This is a genomic window from Methyloversatilis discipulorum, assembly GCF_018780585.1.
GTDB classification, from domain to species: domain Bacteria; phylum Pseudomonadota; class Gammaproteobacteria; order Burkholderiales; family Rhodocyclaceae; genus Methyloversatilis; species Methyloversatilis discipulorum_B.
Window position 1 is genome coordinate 44,246 of sequence record NZ_JADMJL010000022.1, and the last position, 20,634, is coordinate 64,879.

10 protein-coding genes are annotated in these 20,634 nt (G+C 67.9%); 9 read left to right on the forward strand and 1 reads right to left on the reverse strand.

Annotated features, from left to right (window positions below; genetic code table 11):
- Positions 1-79 precede the first annotated feature (79 nt).
- The 9 genes from IV112_RS11320 to IV112_RS11360 all read left to right on the forward strand — a co-directional run bounded on the left by IV112_RS11320 (position 80) and on the right by IV112_RS11360 (position 17,616).
- The gene (locus IV112_RS11320) at positions 80-2,452 is read left to right on the forward strand and encodes a phosphoketolase family protein (protein ID WP_304003605.1); all 2,373 of its coding nucleotides are present in this window, start codon (positions 80-82) and stop codon (positions 2,450-2,452) included.
- 316 nt (positions 2,453-2,768) lie between these two features.
- Positions 2,769-3,083 carry a BON domain-containing protein gene (locus IV112_RS11325; protein WP_304003606.1) on the forward strand — a complete coding sequence of 105 codons (315 nt, stop codon included), beginning with the start codon at positions 2,769-2,771 and terminating at the stop codon, positions 3,081-3,083.
- Positions 3,084-3,192: 109 nt separating this feature from the next.
- A complete protein-coding gene (locus IV112_RS11330) occupies positions 3,193-12,036 on the forward strand; it encodes a glycoside hydrolase family 94 protein (RefSeq protein ID WP_304003607.1) in 8,844 nt (2,947 codons plus the stop codon).
- 122 nt (positions 12,037-12,158) lie between these two features.
- Positions 12,159-12,359, forward strand: coding sequence for a CsbD family protein (locus tag IV112_RS11335; protein WP_304003608.1), 201 nt, complete (start codon positions 12,159-12,161; stop codon positions 12,357-12,359).
- Positions 12,360-12,515: 156 nt separating this feature from the next.
- Entirely contained in the window at positions 12,516-12,731 is a 216-nt protein-coding gene (locus IV112_RS11340; protein WP_304003609.1) for a hypothetical protein, read from the forward strand.
- Between the two features lie 32 nt (positions 12,732-12,763).
- Positions 12,764-15,286, forward strand: coding sequence for an EAL domain-containing protein (locus IV112_RS11345; RefSeq protein ID WP_304003610.1), 2,523 nt, complete (start codon positions 12,764-12,766; stop codon positions 15,284-15,286).
- A gap of 151 nt (positions 15,287-15,437) precedes the next feature.
- Positions 15,438-15,830, forward strand: coding sequence for a DUF4398 domain-containing protein (locus IV112_RS11350; RefSeq protein WP_304003611.1), 393 nt, complete (start codon positions 15,438-15,440; stop codon positions 15,828-15,830).
- Positions 15,830-16,738 carry an OmpA family protein gene (locus IV112_RS11355; RefSeq protein ID WP_304003612.1) on the forward strand — a complete coding sequence of 303 codons (909 nt, stop codon included), beginning with the start codon at positions 15,830-15,832 and terminating at the stop codon, positions 16,736-16,738. Before IV112_RS11350 ends, IV112_RS11355 begins: the two co-directional genes overlap by 1 nt.
- A 254-nt stretch (positions 16,739-16,992) precedes the next feature.
- Positions 16,993-17,616 (forward strand): Crp/Fnr family transcriptional regulator, encoded by a 624-nt coding sequence (locus IV112_RS11360; RefSeq protein ID WP_438362236.1) that lies wholly within the window; start codon positions 16,993-16,995, stop codon positions 17,614-17,616.
- 55 nt (positions 17,617-17,671) lie between these two features.
- Here IV112_RS11360 and IV112_RS11365 read toward each other — a convergent pair whose 3' ends face one another.
- Complete coding sequence (locus tag IV112_RS11365; protein ID WP_304003614.1) at positions 17,672-20,596, reverse strand: EAL domain-containing protein; 2,925 nt, start codon at positions 20,594-20,596, stop codon at positions 17,672-17,674.
- Positions 20,597-20,634 lie beyond the last annotated feature (38 nt).

The following is a 20,634-nucleotide window of genomic DNA, read 5'->3' on the forward strand; positions in this document are numbered from 1 at the left end:
GTCAGCGGCCTACCGCGAGGCGCCGGCGAACCCGGGCGCTCGCGGTGACTTCGCGCAGGCGATGACCAGGAGAGAGGACATGACCCAGCCTTCGGCGCTGCCCGACGCGGACGACCTGCGGCGGCTGGACGCGTGGTGGCGTGCCGCCAACTATCTGTCGGTCGGACAGATCTACCTGCTCGACAACCCGCTGCTCAGACAGCCGCTGCAGCGCGCCCACATCAAGCCGCGCCTGCTCGGACACTGGGGGACGACCCCGGGGCTGAACTTCATCTACGCCCACATGAACAGGGCGATCCGCCACCACGACCTCGACATGATCTTCGTCGCCGGTCCTGGTCACGGCGGTCCCGCGGTGGTCGCGAATACCTGGCTGGAAGGCAGCTACAGCGCGTTCTACCCGGATGTGACGCAGGACGCCGAAGGCATGCGCCGGCTGTTCCGCCAGTTCTCCTTCCCTGGCGGCATCCCGAGCCACGCCGCACCGGAGACGCCCGGTTCCATTCACGAAGGCGGCGAGCTCGGCTATGCGCTGCTGCACGCCTACGGCGCGGTATTCGACAACCCGGACCTGATCGCCTGCTGCGTGGTCGGTGACGGCGAGGCCGAAACCGGGCCGCTGGCCACCTCGTGGCATTCGAACAAGTTCCTGAACCCGCGCACCGACGGCGCCGTGCTACCGGTGCTGCACCTGAACGGCTACAAGATCGCCAGCCCGACCCTGCTGGCCCGCATCAGTCACGCCGAGCTGGAAAGCCTGCTGATCGGTTACGGCCACGCACCCATCTTCGTAGAGGGTGACGATCCGGTGCTGATGCACGATCTGATGGCGAAGGCGGTCGGCAAGGCGATCAGCGCCATCCGCGACATCCAGCACCGCGCGCGCCAGGGGACCTACATGAGCCGGCCGCAGTGGCCGATGATCGTGCTGCGCTCGCCCAAGGGCTGGACCGGTCCGAAGGAGGTCGATGGCCTGAAGACCGAAGGCAGCTGGCGTTCGCACCAGGTGCCTTTCGGCGACATGGACAATCCGGAGCATCTGCGCCTGCTGGAAGAGTGGATGCAATCCTACCGGCCGGACGAACTGTTCGACGCCAATGGCGCGCCCCGACCGGAACTGCTCGCCCTGGCGCCGCATGGCACGCGCCGCATGGGCGCCAATCCGCACGCCAACGGCGGCACGTTGCTGCGCGACCTGCGCCTGCCGGACTTCCGCAGCCACGCGATCGACGTGCCGGCGCCCGGCGCGACACTGGCCGAGTCGACGCGGGTGATGGGCGGCTTCCTGCGCGACGTGATGCGCGACAACCCGCACAGCTTCCGCCTGTTCGGTCCGGACGAGACCGCGTCCAACCGGCTGGGCGCCGTGTTCGAAGTGACCGGCCGCACCTGGATGGCGCAGCGCTTCGATGCCGACGACCATCTGGCGCCCGATGGCCGGGTGATGGAAATGCTGTCCGAGCACGCCTGCCAGGGCTGGCTGGAGGGCTATCTGCTGAGCGGGCGGCACGGCCTGTTCAGCTGCTACGAAGCCTTCATCCACATTGTCGACTCGATGTTCAACCAGCACGCCAAGTGGCTCAAGGTGTGCCGCGGCATACCGTGGCGCCGCCCGGTGGCCTCGCTCAACATCCTGCTCACTTCGCATGTCTGGCGCCAGGATCACAACGGCTTCTCGCACCAGGATCCCGGCTTCATCGATCACGTGGTGAACAAGAAGGCCGACATCATCCGGGTCTATCTGCCACCAGATGCCAACACGCTGCTCTACGTGACCGATGTCTGCCTGCGCAGTCGCGACCGGGTGAACGTGATCGTCGCCGGCAAGCATCCGGAACGGCAGTGGCTGTCGATGGACGCAGCAGTCGATCACGCCGAGGCGGGCATCGGCATGTGGGAGTGGGCCTGCAGCGACAGCGCGGGCGAGCCCGACGTGGTGCTCGCCGCCGCGGGAGACGTGCCGACGCTTGAAATGCTGGCCGCCATCGACCTGCTGCGCGAACTGGCACCGACGCTCAAAGTACGCTTCATCAACGTGGTCGACCTGATGACGCTGCAGCCGCGCGAGGAGCATCCGCACGGCCTGTCGGACGACGAGTTCGTGTCGCTGTTCCGGCCCGACGTACCCATCCTGTTCGCCTATCACGGCTACCCCTGGCTCATCCACCGCCTGACCTACCGACGCAGCAACCACGGCAATCTGCATGTCCGCGGCTACAAGGAGGAGGGCACCACGACGACGCCCTTCGACATGGTGGTGCTGAACATGCTCGACCGCTTCCACCTCGTCATGGACGTCGCCAGCCGTGTGCCGATGCTGCAGCCGCAGGCCGCACACATCAAGCAGCGCATGCGCGACCGTCTGAACGCCCACCGCCAGTACATCCTCGAGCATGGCGAAGACATGCCGGACATCCGCAACTGGCAGTGGCCGACGCCGCCGCTCGCCTGAGCGTCCGGTGTTCCGGGCGCAGTGCTCGCCTCTGCCTGAAAACATGTTGTGTGCGCTGCCGTACATACCCGGGCGCAGTCGATCGGTATGCTGGTCGTGCTGTGCCGGATTCCTCCGGATCCGGCGCCGCAGCTGGGCTTCATCGATGAATTCACCGATGACTTTCGCATCGGACGGGCCGGTTTGACCGGGCCGCCGGTACGGGCCCGCAGTTCGCCGGCACGTTGCGTTGCGCAAGCGCTGCAGCACGCGCCGAGACGTTTGTCCGGTGTGCCGTCAGGCCACCGTCCCCATTCCTCATCAGGAGATTTCCATCATGAAACAACTGGGCAAATACCTCTCAGCAGTCTTCCTTGCCGTGGCACTGGTGACGGCCGTCGGCTGCGCATCCACCTCGAAGCAGGAAGGCACCGGCGAGTACATCGACGACAGCGTCATCACCACCAAGGTCAAGACCGCCATCCTCAATGAGCCTACGCTGAAGGTGGCCGAGATCAACGTCGAAACCTTCAAGGGCGTCGTGCAGCTGAGCGGTTTCGTCAGCACGCAGGCCATGATGGACAAGGCTGTCGCGGTGACGCGCGCAGTCGGTGGCGTGAAGTCGGTCAAGAACGACATGCGCATCAAGTGAGTGGTCGCCGACTGCAGCCCGTCGGCGCGAACAGGGTCCGGCCGGTGGCCGGACACACACTTCAGCCCGCACCTGCGGGCGCCGCTGCGGCCGGCGAAAGGTCACTGCCGTGAGTGCCCGACTGTCCGCCGGGGCGCGATGGCGCGCATGGAGACGACGTCGCCACGATGCGCGGCGCGTTGAGCGCGCGCCCGACGACGAAACGCCGCTGCGCGGTGGCTTGTTCAGCGCCGAACAGATGGCGCAGCACGGCAAGGAACTGGCTGCTTCGCACACACTGACCGCCGCTCGCCTGCCGGACCGCCTGCTGGCGCGACTGGCCGAGAACGAAGTCGTGCTCGCGGGCGTCAGCGCCCTGCTGGCCGAGGCGGCGACCGAAAGCCGGCGCATCACGCCGGCTGCCGACTGGCTGCTCGACAATTTCTACCTGATCGAAGAGCACATCCGCGCCGCCGAACGGCATCTGCCCAAGGGCTACAGCCGCGAACTGCCGCGCCTGGCGCGTGGCCCGTCGGCCGGGCATCCGCGCGTGTACGACATCGCGCTGGCCGCCGTGGCGCACGGCGACGGCCGCGTCGACACCGAAAGTCTGGGCCGCTTCGTGGCCGCCTACCAGACGGTGTCGCCGCTGACGATAGGCGAACTGTGGGCGGTGCCCATCATGCTGCGTCTGGCGCTGATCGAGAATCTGCGCCGGGTGGGCGCGCACGTGGCCGCCTGCTGGAATCAGCGCACGCTGGCCGGCGTCTGGGCCGACCGCATGACGGAGGCGGTCGAGCGCAACCCCGCCGGACTGATCCTCGTCATCGCCGACATGGCGCATTCGAAGCCGCCCATGGTGGGCGCCTTCGTTGCCGAACTGGCGCGTAGGCTGCAGGGACGCGGCCCGGCGCTGGCGCTGCCGCTGACCTGGATCGAACAGTATCTGTCCGAGTCCTCGCTGACGATCGAACAGCTCGTGCAGCAGGAGAACCAGCAGCAGGCGGCCGACCAGCTGTCGATCAGCAACAGCATCGGCAGCCTGCGCGTGCTCGGGGCCGCAGACTGGCGAGATTTCGTCGAAAGCCTCAGCGTGGTCGAGCAGATCCTGCGCCAGGACCCGGACGGCATCTACGGCCGGATGGATTTCGGCAGCCGCGATCACTACCGCCATGCCGCCGAGGCCATCGCGCGACGTGGCGGCGTGAGCGAGAGCGAGGTCGCGCTGAAGGCGCTCGAACTGGCGAGCGCCGGCGCCGCGGTCCAGCCCGGGCGCATCGGCCACGTCGGCTTCTACCTGGCCGACCGCGGACTGCCCGAACTGGAGCGCGCGCTCGGTATCCGCCTGTCCGCCTTCCGCGCACTGGGCAGGGCCGTCGGGCGCGTGCCGTTGCTGCCCTATCTTGGCAGCATCGCGCTGTTGACCGCACTGGTCGAAGCCTGGCTGCTGGCCGGTGTGCCGCTCGATCGCGTGCCCGGCTGGGCGGGCGGACTGGCGCTCTACGCGCTCGGCCTGCTGTTGCTGCCGGGCGTGAGCCAGCTCGCACTTTCGCTGGTGAACTGGCTGGTGACGCTGCTTGTGGCGGCGCGCCCGCTGCCGCGCATGGATTATTCGGCGGGCGTGGAAGAGGGTGCCCGCACGCTGGTCGTGGTGCCGACGATGATCACCGGCGAAGCGGCCGTCGAATCGCTGGTGGAAGCGCTGGAGGTGCGCTTTCTCGCCAACCGCGACCCGCGCCTGCACTTCGGGCTGCTCACCGACTTCGCCGACGCGCCGGTGGCCACGCAGCCGGGCGATGCCGCCCTGCTGGCGCTGGCCCGACTGCGGATCGAGGAACTGAACGCGAAGTATGGCGACGCCTGCGCAGCGCTGAGTGGCGACCGCTTCTTCCTGTTCCACCGCGCACGGCGCTGGAATCCGCAGCAGGGCGTCTGGATGGGCTACGAACGCAAGCGCGGCAAGCTGGCGGAGCTGAATGCGCTGCTGCGCGGCCGCCTGCCCGAACAGGACGTCGACGTCTTCTCGCTGGTCGTCGGCAATACCACGCCGCTGCGCGACGTGACCTATGTGATCACGCTGGATACCGACACCCAGCTGCCGCGCGACGCCGCCCGCCAGTTGGTCGGCGCCATGGCCCATCCGCTGAACCGGCCGCGCTACGACCCGGTGAAGCGACGCGTGGTCGAGGGCTACGGCATCCTGCAGCCGCGGGTGGCGACCAGCCTCCCGGCTGCCGGTCGGTCGCGCTTCGCGCGCATGCACGGCGGCGAGCCGGGCATCGATCCGTACACGCGGGCGGTGTCCGACGTCTATCAGGACGTGTTCGGCGAGGGCTCCTTCATCGGCAAGGGCATCTACGACGTCGATGCCTTCGAACAGTCGCTCGGCGGGCGCTTCGTGCCGAACCGCATCCTCAGTCACGACCTGCTGGAAGGCTGTTACGCACGCGCCGGGCTGCTCAGCGACGTACAGCTGTTCGAGGACCATCCGGCGCACTACGGCGCCGACGTCGCTCGCCGGCACCGCTGGATACGCGGCGACTGGCAGCTTGCCGGCTGGCTGAAGCGCCGCGTGCCCTGCATGTGCCTGTGCGACGCCGCGGAAGGAACACGCCTGCAGCCCAACCCGCTGTCACTGCTGGCGCAATGGAAGCTGTTCGACAATCTGCGCCGCAGCCTGGTACCGCTGTCGCTCGTGCTGATGCTGCTGCTCGGCTGGACGCTGCTGTCCTCCGCCTGGATGTGGACCGCCGCCGCGCTCGCCGTCGTGCTGCTGCCGGCGCTGTGCGCGAGCCTGACCGATCTGCTGCGCAAACCGTCCGAAGTGCTGCTGCGCCAGCACCTGTCCATGGTCGGGCGAGGTGCGCTGCGCCACCTCCGGCTGGCCGCCTTCGAACTGGCCTGCCTACCGCATCAGGCGCTCTACAGCCTGGACGCGATCGCGCGCACGCTGTGGCGCATGCAGGTGTCGCACCGGCGTCTGCTGGAATGGAATCCGTCCGGCGAAGCGGATCGCCAGGCGGCCCGACGCAGCACGCCCGCCCGCCACCTGCAGGCGATGTGGATCGGGCCGGCGCTGGCGGCAACCACCGCGCTGCACCTGGGCTTCGCCGCACCGCAGCTGCTGCTGGCGGCTGCACCGGTGCTCCTGCTCTGGGCCGCCTCGCCGGCGATCGCCTGGTGGGTGAGCCTGCCGCTCAGGCGCCGCGCCGTGCGGCTGTCGGCGGCACAGACCGATTTCCTGCGCGGCCTGGCGCGCCGTACCTGGGCCTACTTTGACAACCTGGTCGGCAGCGACGACCACGGGCTGCCGCCGGACAACTATCAGGAGTACCGCGTCGCCGCCATCGCCCACCGCACCTCGCCGACCAATATGGGGCTGGCGCTGCTGGCCAACCTGTCGGCCTGGGACTTCGGCTATCTGTGCGCCGGACCGATGATGGAACGCACCGCATCGACGCTGCGCACGATGTCGGGGCTGGAACGCTACCGCGGCCACTTCTACAACTGGTACGACACACAGACGCTGCTGCCGATGCCGCCGCTCTACGTGTCGTCGGTCGACAGCGGCAATCTGGCGGGCCATCTGCTGACGCTGCGCGCCGGCCTCGCCGCGATGGCCGATCAGCCGCTGTTGCCGGTCCGCCTGTTCGCCGGTCTTGACGACACCGCAGCGCTGCTCGCCGAAGCGCTCGACGTTGACGCCGCACGGCGTGTGACCGTGCTGCGCGGCGAACTGCGGGCACTGTGCGTTGCGCCGCCGGACAGCCTGATCGCGGTCGCCGTCGCGCTGCGACGCCTGCTGGTGCTGATCGGCGAGCTGGACCTGCCGCTTGCGCCGGGCAGCGACGCCGCTGCGTCCGAGGCCGCAACGTGGGCTGCAGCGATGCGCCGTCAGTGTAGCGACGCCCTCGACGAACTTGCGTTGCTGGTGCCCTGGCTGTCGATGTCGCACCAGACGGGCGGCCTGACCGATCTGTTGCCGTCGCTTGGGGCGATGTCGACGCTGTCGACGCTGGCCCGCCTGGACCGCACGCTCGGTGCCGACATCGGGCGCCGGCTTGCCGCCCGCACCCAGTTGGGCGAAGACGAGTGCTCGGCGGAGCAACGGACCTGGCTGAACACGCTGCAGCACCATCTGGACGAAGGCTGCCGCCGGGCGCGCGAACGACTGGCGCGGCTCGACGCGCTGGCCGCCCAGGCAGCCGGTCTGGCGCGCATGGATTACGACTTCCTGTACGACACCTCGCGTCATCTGCTGACCATCGGCTACAACGTGCCGGAGCGCCGCGCCGACAGCAGCTACTACGATCTGCTGGCCTCCGAGGCGCGCCTGTGCAGCTTCGTCGCCATCGCCCAGGGACAGTTGCCGCAGGAGGGCTGGTTCGCGCTCGGACGCCTGCTCACGGCTGCCGGCGGCGAGCCGGTGCTGCTGTCCTGGAGCGGATCGATGTTCGAGTATCTGATGCCGATGCTGGTGATGCCGTCCTTCGACGGCACGCTGCTCGACCAGACCTGCCGCGCAGCGGTGGCGCGGCAGATCGAGTACGGACGGCAGCGCGGCGTGCCCTGGGGCATTTCGGAGTCCGGCTACAACACGGTCGATGTGCACCTGAACTACCAGTACCGCGCCTTCGGCGTGCCGGGCCTGGGTCTCAAGCGCGGTCTGGCCGACGATCTGGTGGTCGCGCCCTATGCGTCGGTGCTCGCCTTGCTGGTGACGCCGGAAGAGGCCTGCGTCAACTTGCAGCGGATGGCCGGGGAGGGCTTCGTCGGGCGCTACGGCTTCTTCGAGGCCATCGACTACACGCCGGCACGCCAGCGACGCGGCCAGACGCGCGTCGTCGTGCGGGCCTTCATGGCGCACCACCAGGGCATGAGCCTGCTTGCGCTGGCGTCGCTGCTGCTCGACCGTCCGATGCAACGGCGTTTCGCGTCCGACCGGCTGTTCCAGTCGGTCATGCTGCTGCTGCACGAACGCATCCCCAAGGCCACCGCGCTGTTCGAGCACACGGCCCAGCTGCACGCGCTGCGCTCGACGCCACTGACGTCGCAGACGCCGATCCGCGTGTTCGACACGCCGGACACGCCGATACCCGAGGTGCAACTGCTGTCCAACGGCCGCTATCACGTCATGGTGACCCAGGCCGGCGGCGGCTACAGCCGCTGGAAGGATCTGGCGGTCACGCGCTGGCGCGAGGACGGCACCTGCGACGACCGCGGCAGCTTCTGTTATCTGCGCGAGCTGGATGTCGCCGACGGCGCGTCGAACATGTGGTCTGCCGCGCACCAGCCGGTGCAGGGTCGCGCACTGTCCTACGAGGCGATCTTCTCCGAAGGCCGGGCGGAGTTCCGCCGACGCGATGCCAGCGCCGACGGCGAAGGCGAGTTCGAGACGCATACGGAAATCGTCGTGTCGCCCGAGGACGACATCGAACTGCGCCGCGTGCGCATCACCAACCGGACCTCGACACGCCGGCGCATCGACGTCACCAGCTATGCCGAGGTGGTGATCGCCCCGGCGGCCTCCGACGCACTGCACCCGGCGTTCAGCAATCTGTTCGTGCAGACCGAAATCCTGCGCGACCGGCCGGCCATCCTGTGCACCCGGCGGCCGCGCTCGGACGGCGAACAGGCGCCGTGGATGCTGCACCTGATGGCGGTGCATGGCGTCGACGTCGAGCAGGTGTCGTGCGAAACCGACCGCATGCGCTTCATCGGTCGTACCCGTACCTGCGCCGATGCACGGGCGATGGACACGGCCACGCTGTCGGGTACCGACGGCGCGGTGCTCGATCCGGTGGTCGCCATCCGCAGCGTTCTCACGCTCGACGCCGGTCAGGCGGTCACGCTGGACATCGTGACCGGCGTGGCGGACAGCCGCGACATCGCGCTGGCGCTGGTCGACAAGTATCGCGACCGCCACCTGTCCGATCGCGTGATCGATCTGACCTGGACGCACGGTCAGGTGGTGCTGCGTCAGCTCAACGCGACCGAGGCCGACGCCCAGCTGCACGCGCGCCTCGCGGCGTCGGTGCTGTTCGCCAACCCGTCGCTGCGCGCCGACCCGGCGGTGCTGATGCGCAACCGGCGCGGGCAGTCGGGGCTTTGGGGCTACGCCATTTCCGGCGACCTGCCCATCGTGCTGCTGCAGATCGCCGACGCCGCCAACATCGATCTCGTGCGCCAGATGGTGCAGGCGCACGCCTACTGGCGGCTGAAGGGGCTGGCGGTCGATCTGGTGATCTGGAACGAGGACCACGCCGGCTACAGGCAGATGCTGCAGGACCAGATCACCGGCCTGATCGCCTCCGGCATCGAAGCCAGCGTGATCGACCGGCCGGGCGGCATCTTCGTCCGCCAGGCGGAACAGATTTCGGGCGAGGACCGGGTGCTGCTGCTGTCGGTCGCGCGCGTCGTCATTTCCGACAGCAGCGGCTCGCTGGCCGAGCAGATCGAACAGCGCGGCATCGCGCCGGTAAGGGTGCCCAGGCTGGCGGTCCGGCCCGTCGATGTGCCGGCGCCCGCAGTGCCGGACAGCGCCGCGGCGGCAGCGGCAGGGCGCACTCACTTCAACGGCATCGGCGGATTTGCCGCGGACGGTCGCGAGTACGTGATTTCGCTGGCGCCAGGCCAGGTCACGCCGGCGCCGTGGGCGAACGTGCTGGCCAACCCTCAGTTCGGCACCGTGGTGTCGGAATGCGGCAGTGCCTACACCTGGTGCGACAACGCCCACGAGTTCCGCCTGTCGCCCTGGCACAACGATCTGGTCAGCGACACCGGCGGCGAGGCGATCTATCTGCGCGACGAGGAAAGCGGCCGCTTCTGGTCGCCGACACCGCTGCCGGTGCGGGCAACGAGCGCCTTCACCATACGGCACGGCTTCGGCTACAGCGTGTTCGAAACCGTCTGCGACGGCATCCAGTCGGAGCTTTGGGTGTTCGTCGCCATCGACGCCCCGGTCAAGTTCTCGCTGCTCCGCCTGCGCAATGTGTCCGGTCGCGCACGCAGCCTGTCGGCCACCGGCTATGTCGACTGGGTGCTGGGCGATCTGCGGGAGAAGTCCGCCATGCACGTGGTCACCGAAACGGTGCCACGCAGCGGTGCGCTTTACGCGCGCAACCCCTACAGCATGGAATTCGCCGAGCGGGTCGCCTTCTTCGACGTCGACGATACGGCGCGCACCGTGACCGCGGACCGCACCGAGTTCATCGGTCGCAACGGCAGCCTGCGCGCGCCAGCCGCGATGCGGCGACAGCGCCTGTCGGGTCGGGTGGGCGCCGGTCTGGACCCGTGCGCGGCCATCCAGGTGAGTGTCGATCTTGAAGAGGGGCAGACACGCGAGCTCGTGTTCCGCCTCGGCAGCGGGCGCGACCTCGAGGATGCCGGCCGCCTGGTGCAGCGCTTTCGTGGCGCGTCGACGGCGCAGTCGGCGCTGGACGCCGTGCGTACGCACTGGCGGCACACACTCGGTACGGTACAGGTGCGCACGCCCGACCGTGCGCTCGACCTGCTGGTCAATGGATGGCTGGTCTATCAGACCCTGGCCTGCCGCGTCTGGGCGCGCAGCGGCTACTACCAGTCGGGCGGCGCTTTCGGCTTCCGCGACCAGTTGCAGGACATGATGGCACTGGTGCATGCCGAACCGCAGCGCGCGCGCGCGCACCTGCTGCTGTGCGCCAGCCGCCAGTTCGCCGAGGGCGACGTGCAGCACTGGTGGCATCCACCGTCCGGTCGCGGCGTGCGTACCCGCTGTTCCGACGACTACCTGTGGTTGCCGCTGGCCGTATGCCGCTACGTGCAGAGCACCGGCGACGCCGCGGTGCTGGACGAGGAGGTCGCCTTCATCGAAGGTCGCCCGGTACATGCCGAAGACGACGCCTATTACGATCTGCCGGCGCGTTCGGCCGATGCCGACAGCCTGTACGCGCACTGCGTGCGGGCCATCCGGCACGGTCTGCGCTTCGGCGGGCACGGATTGCCGCTGATGGGCTCCGGCGACTGGAACGACGGCATGAACCGCGTCGGCATCAAGGGGCGCGGTGAAAGCGTCTGGCTGGCCTTCTTCCTGTGCGAGGTGCTGCAGCAGTTCGCTGCGCTGGCACGGGCACGCGAGGACGCCGCCGTCGCCGATTTGTGCCTGAGCGAGAGCGTGCGTCTGCGCCGCAATATCGAGAAGCATGCCTGGGACGGCGCCTGGTACCGCCGCGCCTGGTTCGACGACGGCACGCCGCTGGGTTCGGCGCTCAACGCCGAATGCAGCATCGATTCGATCTCGCAGAGCTGGTCGGTACTGTCCGGCGGCGGCGAGGCGGACTGCAGCCGCGCGCGGCTTGCCATGCAGTCGGTCGACGCCCGGCTGGTCCGGCGCGCCGACGCGCTGGTGCAGCTGCTCGACCCGCCGTTCGACACCGCCGGTCTCGATCCGGGCTATATCCGCGGCTACGTGCCGGGCGTGCGCGAGAACGGTGGCCAGTACACGCACGGGGCCATCTGGGCGGCGATGGCCTTCGCCGCGCTCGGCGACGGCGAACGCGCCTGGGCCGTCGCCGACATGATCAATCCGGTCAATCACGCGCTGTCGGCGGGCGCGGTGGCGATCTATCGCGTCGAGCCCTATGTGATGGCCGCCGACGTCTACGCGGCGGACCCGCACACCGGCCGCGGTGGCTGGAGCTGGTACACCGGCTCCGCCGGCTGGATGTACCGGCTCCTGCTCGAATCGCTGCTCGGTTTCACACGCACGGGCGACACACTGCGCATCCGGCCCTGCATGCCGCCGGAGTGGCGCGACTTCGTCATCGATTACCGCTTCGGCGAAACCGCGTACCACATCGTGGTGGAGCGCTCGGTGGCAGATGGCGAGCGGCCGGACAGCCTGGTCACGCTGGATGGCGCCTACTGTCGCGACGGCGCGGTGGTGCTGGTCGACGACCGGCAGCCCCACCGCGTCGAGGTGAGCCTGCCGGGCTGACCCGTCCGTCGGCATGTCGCATCTATGTACGACACCGTACCGACTCTTCGCGCACGAAGCCTCAGTCTCTGCGTCGTGCATCGGCGATTTCGCAGGTGTGTCAATCAGAGAGGGCATCCGACATGAACTGGGACACTGTTGAAGGCAACTGGAAGCAATTCAAGGGCACCGTGAAGGCGCGCTGGGGCAAGCTCACCGACGATCAGATCGACGTCATTGCCGGCAAGCGCATGGAGCTGTCGGGCCGCATCCAGGAGGCCTACGGCCTCACCAAGGAGCAGGCGGAACGGCAGATCGAACGCTTCGAACTTCTGCACAAGTAAGCGCCGGGCGAACCGTCCTCCGGGTGCCGAGTTTCGCCCCGCCGAACGGCGGGTGGAAAGGAAGCGCCATGAGGACGGCGGATCGGCGATTTCGCCGCGGGCGGTCGGCTCGGACAACCGGGCCGCCGTCGGCGCCATGACGAGACGGAGACTCCGATGAGCACACCCGCTATCGGTCAGGCCGGTCGCAGAGACGATTCCGGTCATTACGCAATAGGCATTCCATGCCCCCGCTGCGGGCGCGCCGCCCACCGCGTGCAACGCAACTTCATGGACCTGTTCATCAATATGTTCGTGTCCGTCCACCGCTACCGTTGCGGCTCGATGAGCTGCATCTGGGAAGGCAATGTGCGTCTCAAGCGCATGCCCTGAAGCCACTTCCTTACGTGATCCGGGAGCGCGCGATGGACGCCCATGACATGGATGCCGCTCGCACCGGGGTGCTGATCGTAGACGCCGATCCGCAGGATGCGGAACGGCTGCGCAGCGCGCTGGAGGGCGGAGAGGCGCACGCGATGACCGGGCGCCCCTATCTGGTCGAGTGCGTGAGCGCGCTTGCCGATGCGCGCGAGCGCTTGGCCGCTGGCGGCATTGCCGTCGTGCTGCTCGACCTGGATCCGACCGCCTTCGACGCGCTCGATGCCTGCGAGCAGCTGTGCGTGCTCGCCCCCGACGCACTCGTGCTGGTGCTGGCCGAGGCCGACGGCGAAGCACGCGCCCGTGCAGCCCTGCAGCGCGGCGCTCACGACTTCCTGCTCCGGGGATACACCGACGCGCACTGGCTGGCGCGCACGGTGGACCACGCGATGGAAAGACGGGCAGCCGCAGGAGCGCTGCGCTTCAGCGAAGCGCGCTTTCGCGCGATCAGCGATGCCTCTCCGTTGGGCATCCTGGTGACCGACGCACAGGGTCACTGCACCTATACCAATGCCGCCTACCGCACGATCTCCGGACTCGATTCCGGACAGGCCGAGGGCATGCACTGGAGCAGCTTCATCCACCCCGATGACCGCCGCCGCGTACGACGGGAATGGGCTGCGGCGCAGCAGGGCGCCGCCGCCTTCAGCGCGGAGATGCGCCTGCTGCGCCGCGATGGCATCGTCGTATGGGCGCGACTGCATGCGGCCTTCATGGCGGATGGCGGCCTGCCCCGAGGATGCGTGCAGACGGTCGAGGACATCACCGGCCGCAAGGCGGCCGAGGCGGTGCTGCAGCAGGCCGAGGAGGCGCTGTTCGACGAGAAGGAGCGGGCGCAGGTCACGCTGAACTCGATTGGCGACGCAGTGCTGGCCACCGATGTCGACGGCTGCGTGAGCTATATGAACCGGGTCGCCGAGTCGATGACCGGCTGGACGGCGCGCGAGGCGCTGGGGCGGCCGCTGACCGAAGTATTCGCCGTCATCGACGGCACCACCCGCGCCGTGGCCGCCAATCCGGCGCAGCGTGCCGTCGCCGAGGACCGGACGGTCGGTCTGGCGATGGATTGCCTGCTCATCCGGCGCGACGGCGTCGAACTGCCGATCGAGGATTCGGCCGCTCCGATACACGACCGCCATGGCCGGGTGACCGGCGCCGTCATCGTGTTCCATGACGTCAGCCAGTCGCGCGCCATGACCGTGCGCATGGCGCACATGGCACAGCACGACTTCCTGACCGGACTGCCCAACCGGGTCCTGCTGACCGAGCGGCTGGCGCAGGCGATCGGCCAGGCGGCGCGCCACCACAAGCAGGTCGCGCTGCTTTTCATCGACCTCGATTTCTTCAAGCGCATCAACGATTCGCTCGGCCATGCCGTGGGCGACCAGTTGCTGCAGTGTGTGGCCGAACGGCTGGCGGGTTGCGTGCGCACGACAGACTCGGTGTGCCGCCAGGGCGGCGACGAATTCGTCATCCTGCTGGCCGAGATCGAACAGCCGCAGGATGCCGCCGGCGTGGCCGACAAGTTGCACCAGGCTTTCATCGAGCCACAGCAGGTCGCCGGGCACGCGCTGCAGATCACGCTGAGCATCGGCATCAGCGTCTATCCGGACGACGGCAACACGGCGGATGCCATGATGCAGAACGCCGATACCGCGATGTACCACGCCAAGGCGCAGGGCCGGAACAACTGTCAGTTCTTCACGCCCGAAATGAACGCGCGTGCAGTGCATCGCCTGCTCATCGAGAGCGGTCTGCGCCGGGCCTTGGGGAACGCCGAGTTCCGGCTGCACTATCAGCCGCAGATGAATCTGGCGTCAGGCAGCATGACCGGCGCCGAGGCGCTGCTGCGCTGGCGCGATCCGGACCACGGGCTGATCCCTCCAGCGCAGTTCATACAGATCGCCGAAGAGTGCGGGCTCATCGTGCCGATCGGACAGTGGGTGATGCGCGAAGCGTGCCGGCAGATACGCGCCTGGCAGGAGGCCGGGCTGCGCGTGGTGCCGGTCGCCGTCAACATTTCGGCGGTCGAACTGTGGCGACCGGGCTTCGCGGACAGCGTTGCGCGCATCCTCGGTGAAGCCGGCGTGCCGCCGCACCTGCTGGAGCTCGAGCTGACCGAGAGCCGGCTGATGGAGGACGCCGAATCGTCGATGAGCGTACTGAAATCGCTCAAGTGCATCGGCGTGCAGCTGGTGATCGACGATTTCGGAACCGGCTATTCCAGCCTGAGCTATCTGCGACGCTTTCCGTTCGACACCCTGAAGATCGACCAGTCCTTCGTGCACGACCTCGACAGCGACGAGGGCGACGACGGCATCGTCGGCGCCATCATCGGCATGGCCACTCATCTGCGGCAGAAGGTGATCGCGGAGGGGGTGGAGACCGAGCAGCAGCTTGCCCTGTTGCGCATCCGGCAGTGCGAGTCGGTGCAGGGACATCTGCTCGGCCGACCGGTGGATGCCGACGCGTTCGCCAGCCTTCTTGCGCAGCGTATGCCGCTGCGCTGAAGGCGCTGGGTACGCCAGCGTACCGACCTGCGGGTGCGGCGGCGCAACACTGATGTCCGAACGATGCGGCGGCAGCGCACCCCTGGGGTGCGCATCGCGCCGTGACCGCACGGCGACCGGTGTCGCCGGCGGCTTCAACAGGGAACACGATATGAACAAGCACTCCAGCCCGTACCGGGCAGGCCGGCAGGGCGTCGCCGCAGTGGCGGTGCTGATGGCGCTCGTCGGCTGTGCGTCGACACCACCGCCCACCGCATCACTGCAGGCAGCCGAGCGGGCCATCGCAAGCGCCGAGCAGGCGCGCGTGACCGACTTTGCCGCCAGCGAACTGGGCGAGGCTCGCGACAAGCTCAACGCTGCCCGTGACGCCGTGCGGCAGGAAGACATGGGGCGCGCCTATCGACTGGCCGAGCAGTCCCGCGTCGCCGCCGAACTGGCATCCGCCCGTGCCGCTCTGGCACGTGCCCGCGCCGTGAATGCGGACATGAGCCGCAGCACCGACACGCTGAAGCAGGAAATGCAGCGCAACACCGGAGACCGCTGATGGACATCACCCGATACGCCGCGACCAGACTGGGGGCAGCCGTTCTGAGCACGATTGCGCTGGCCGCCTGTTCGACACTTCCCGACGCCTCACCCGGTGCCGACGCGGCACGCAACAAGCTTGCGCAACTGCAGGCCGACCCGCAGCTAGCGCGCCGGGCTCCGGAGGCACTCCGCGATGCCGAAGCGGCGGTGCGCGAGGCGGAACTGCCGCCACGCGACAGCGAACAGGCAGCACATCGCGTCGTGATGGCTGAACGCAGGATTGATATCGCGCGGGCACTGGCCGAAGCGCGGCTGGCGGAAGACCAGCGCAGCCAACTCGCCGCGCAGCGCGAAGGCGCGCGACTGGATGCCCGGACGCGTGAGGCCGACGTCGCTCGGGACGATGCCACATCGGCGCGCAGTGACGCCGAGGACGCCCGCGGCGACGCCGAGCTGTCGCGCCGTCAGGCCGAGACTGCGCGGGCGGATGCGGCCAGGGCGGAACAGGCGAATGCGGACGCTCAGGCACGGATGGATGAGCTCGAAGCCCGTCCGACCGATCGCGGTCTGGTCATTACGCTGGGTGACGTGCTGTTTCGCAGCGGCGAAGCGGGGTTGATTGCAGGCGTCGCACCGGACCTGGACAAGCTTGCGGCGTTCATGGAGGCCTATCCGGAGCGCACCGCGACAGTCGAGGGGCACACCGACAACGTGGGCCGCGGTGACGCCAATCTCGGCCTGTCGCAGCGACGGGCCGATTCGGTGAAGGCCTATCTGGTGGCCCGCGGCGTTTCGTCGTCGCGCATCGTCGCCTCCGGCATGGGCGAACATGCACCGATCGCCAGCAACGAGTCCGCCAACGGGCGGCAGCAGAACCGCCGCGTCGACATCATCATCAACACCGCGGGCGACGGTCGCCGCTGACGCAACGGTGGTGTCCGGGCAGTTCTCCGCTGCCCGGAAGCTATGTACGGTAACGCACATAGCTTCCGGGTGATCGCTTGCTATAGTGATTTCAAGTGTTTTCCAGCGTGCATGCAGCACGCTTTTTTTTGATTACCCAAAGTCGCTGGAGGGCGCTGAACGTGAACGCCGCAGACCCGAAAAGCAACCGTCTGCTTGCCGCACTGCCCGAGGCCGACTGGCCGCGCTGGCAGCCCCTGCTGGAATGGGTCGATATGCCGCTGGGCGAGGTGCTGTACGAATCCGGCCGCACCCTCAGCCATGTCTACTTTCCGACCAGCGCCATCGTGTCGCTGCTCTACGTAATGGAGAACGGCGCCTCGGCGGAGATCGCCGTGGTCGGCAACGAAGGCGTAGTCGGCATTTCGCTGTTCATGGGCGGCGAGTCGACGCCCAGCCGCGCGGTCGTGCAGAGTGCCGGCAGGGGCGTGCGCATGCGCGCGCAGACGATCAAGGAAGAATTCAACCGCGCCGGCCCTGTCATGCATCTGTTGCTGCGCTACACGCAGGCGCTGATCACGCAGATGGCGCAGACGGCGGTGTGCAACCGCCACCACACGCTGGACCAGCAGCTGTGCCGCTGGCTGCTGCTGAGCCTGGACCGCCTGCAGGGCAGCGAGCTGACGATGACGCAGGAACTGATCGCCAACATGCTGGGCGTGCGTCGCGAAGGCGTGACCGAGGCCGCTCTGAAGCTGCAGAAGATCGGCCTGATCCGCTACGCGCGCGGCCACATCCACGTGCTCGACCGGGCAGGGCTGGAGGCGCGTACCTGCGAGTGCTACGCGGTGGTGAAGAAGGAATACGACAGGCTGCTGCCAGACCGCACGGCGACGTAATGGCCATCGCGGGTCAGGTAGTGCGCTATGCAATTCCCGCTGTGGTGAGCATGTTCTATCCCACCCCCATCATGTGCGCAAAGCCGTGCGGTGACGCCTGCTGCATTTTCAGCAAGGCCTCGAATTCCGCAGCCGGCAGCGGTTTCGCGAACAGATAACCCTGCGCGTAGTCGCAGCCCAGCCCGTCGAGGATGTCGCGTTGCGCCACCGTTTCGACGCCTTCCGCCACCACCTCGATGCCCAGCTTGTGCGCCAGCAGCACGATGGCCTCCGGCAGAGCCGTGCCGGACGGATCCACGGTCATGTTGCGGACGAAGGACTGGTCGAGCTTCAGGTAGTCCATGTCGAACTTGCTCAGGTATGACAGCGCCGAATAACCGGTGCCGAAGTCGTCGATCGAAATCTGCATGCCCGCCTCGCGGAATTTCTGCAGCTGTCGCGACACGCTGCTGCTGGCGTCGAGCAGCAGGCTTTCGGTGATTTCGATCACCACGCTGTCGCCCGGCAGGCCGAGCGCTTCGATGTGGGCCACCCAGTTGGCGTGGCCCTCGCTGCGCGCGAACTGGGCCGGCGACATGTTCACGCCCATCTGCAGTTCCGGCGCGTAGTGCGCACGCCAGTGCAGCAGCTGGCGGGTCGCGTCGCGGAACACGCGGTCGCCGATCGGCACGATGAGGCCGGTTTCCTCGGCCAGCGGGATGAAATCGGCCGGGCTGACCAGGCCGCGCTCCGGATGCATCCAGCGCAACAGCGCCTCGGCCTTGTGGATGCGCCCGCTGCTCAGGCTGATGATGGGCTGGTAGTGCAGCACGAACTGGTCGTTGTCGACCGCGGTGCGCAGGTCCTGCACCAGTTGCTGGCGCCTGAGCGCCGCCTCCTGCATCGAACTGACGAAGTAGTTGAAGCGGTCGCGCCCGGCATCCTTGGCGCCGTACATCGCCTGATCGGCGTTGCGGATCAGGCTGTCGGCGTCGGTGCCGTCCTGCGGGTAGACGGTAATGCCGATGCTGGCCGACAGATGGGCGTGGGCGTGGCCGAGTTCGAACGGCGCCTGCAGCGCCCGCAGCACCTCGCCAGCGATGCGTTCGGTTCCGGCGGGGTCGTCCTGCTCCGACAGGATGACGGTAAACTCGTCGCCGCCCAACCGCGCCACCGTGTCGGACTCGCGCACGCAACTCGTGATGCGACGCGCGGCCTCGATCAGCACGAGGTCACCGGTCTGGTGGCCGAAGGCGTCATTCACGTCCTTGAAGCGGTCGAGGTCGATGAACATCAGCACCATCGGGTGGCCGCTGCGGTGCGACTTGCGCAGTTCCTGCTCCAGCCGGTCGCGGAACATGCGGCGGTTCGGCAGCTGGGTCAGCACGTCGTAGTTCGCCTGCGTCCAGATCAGCTCCTCGGTGCGCTTCTGTTCGGTGATGTCGCGGATGAAGGCGCTGAACTCGTAGGTGCCGCGATGCATGTTGGCGGAGATGGTCAGTTCGATCGGCAGATCGTGTCCGTGACGATGACGGCCGCTGATCTTGACGCGCTTGTTCAGCACCGGGCCGACGCCCGATGCCATGAAGTGTTTCAGGCCGCGCACGTGAGCGTCGCGGAATTCCGGAGGAATGATAACGTCGTGCATCGGCCGGCCCAGCACCTCGGTTCGCGACCAGCCGAATATCCGTTCGGCCTGCGGGTTCCAGCCGGTGATCAGGCCGTCGGCGTTCATCTGCACGACCGCGTCGAGCGCAGACTCGATGATGGCGCGCATGCGCGCATCGTCCTCTTCGCGCGCCGCCATCAGGCCGGTCAGGCCGTCGGCCATTTCGTTGAAGCTGGCCGCGACCTGCGCCAGCTCGTCCTGGCTGTCCGGGCGGATGCGTACCTTCAGGTCACCGCCGGCCAGCGCGTGTGCCGACGCGGCGAGTCCGGCCACGGTCCGCGTGATCGCGAAATAGCCGCCGATGGCACAGTAGGCCGCTCCGACGAGCATCAGCAGGGCGACGCCGAGGGTCGTGTACAACGCCTGGTCGAGCCGGTCGATACGCTGGCGGATCAGGTCTTCGGCGGTCGGCAGCAGCGACTGTTCGATCTGACGATAGATGCGGTCGATGGCCGCCGTCGTGCCGTCGTAGAACACCTGCGGTGACAGCGCGGTCTGTCCGGAAGACGCCAGCAACTGCGTCTCGACCTGACGCACGATGCTGCCCAGCGAGTCGGCGATATCTACCGCCGACCTCGATACCGCCTCCTGCAGCGACGGGTTGTAGCGGCCGGTCTTCTCGATGTTGTAACTGGCGCTCTTGCGCGCGGCATCGAGCTCGGCGACCAGCGCTGACATTTCGATCAGCTGTTGCGGCGTCGCCGACCCGGCCGCGAGGATGACGGTGCCGAAGGCACGTACCCTGCCCAGTCGCTCTATCGTCGCCGGCAGCTTGCTCACGCTGCTGTCGATCAGATAATAGGAAGCGGGCTCGGGGTCCAGCGTCAGCAGGTAGCGGTCGGCGACGTCGGCCTCGAAATTGAGCATGTGCTCGATCAGCCGCGTGTGTACCTCGAAATTGATTTCCGGCGACCAGCCAGGCCCCTGCATGCGCAGACGTTCCCACTCGGTGCGGATGTCGAAGAAGTCACGACTGGTGGTCAGATCGCGCGAGAGTTCGTGCACCAGCACGTCGAAAGCGGCGGTGACCTCCGCCTCGCGCGCCTCGCGCTCCGACCGCATCGCCACGACGCCCCCCAGTTCGCCGGCAATCAGGCCGCGATGCTTCTGCAGCGACTGCACGACCTGCGTCAGCGTGCGGATGCGCGCGATGCCTTCAAGCTCGTACCGGGCCGCGCGGATATCGGCGCTCAGACTGCTGTAGAGGTTGTAGACGACGACCGCGAAGGCGAACAGCACCATGGAGCCCAGCACCGCGAACTTGCGGGGGTAGTCCAGCCGGTTCATCAGTCGGATGGCGGGACTGAACAGTGTGCGGATGCCGCTTGCCATTTATCTCTGATGCCTGCCTTGCTGCGTACTTGGAGTCG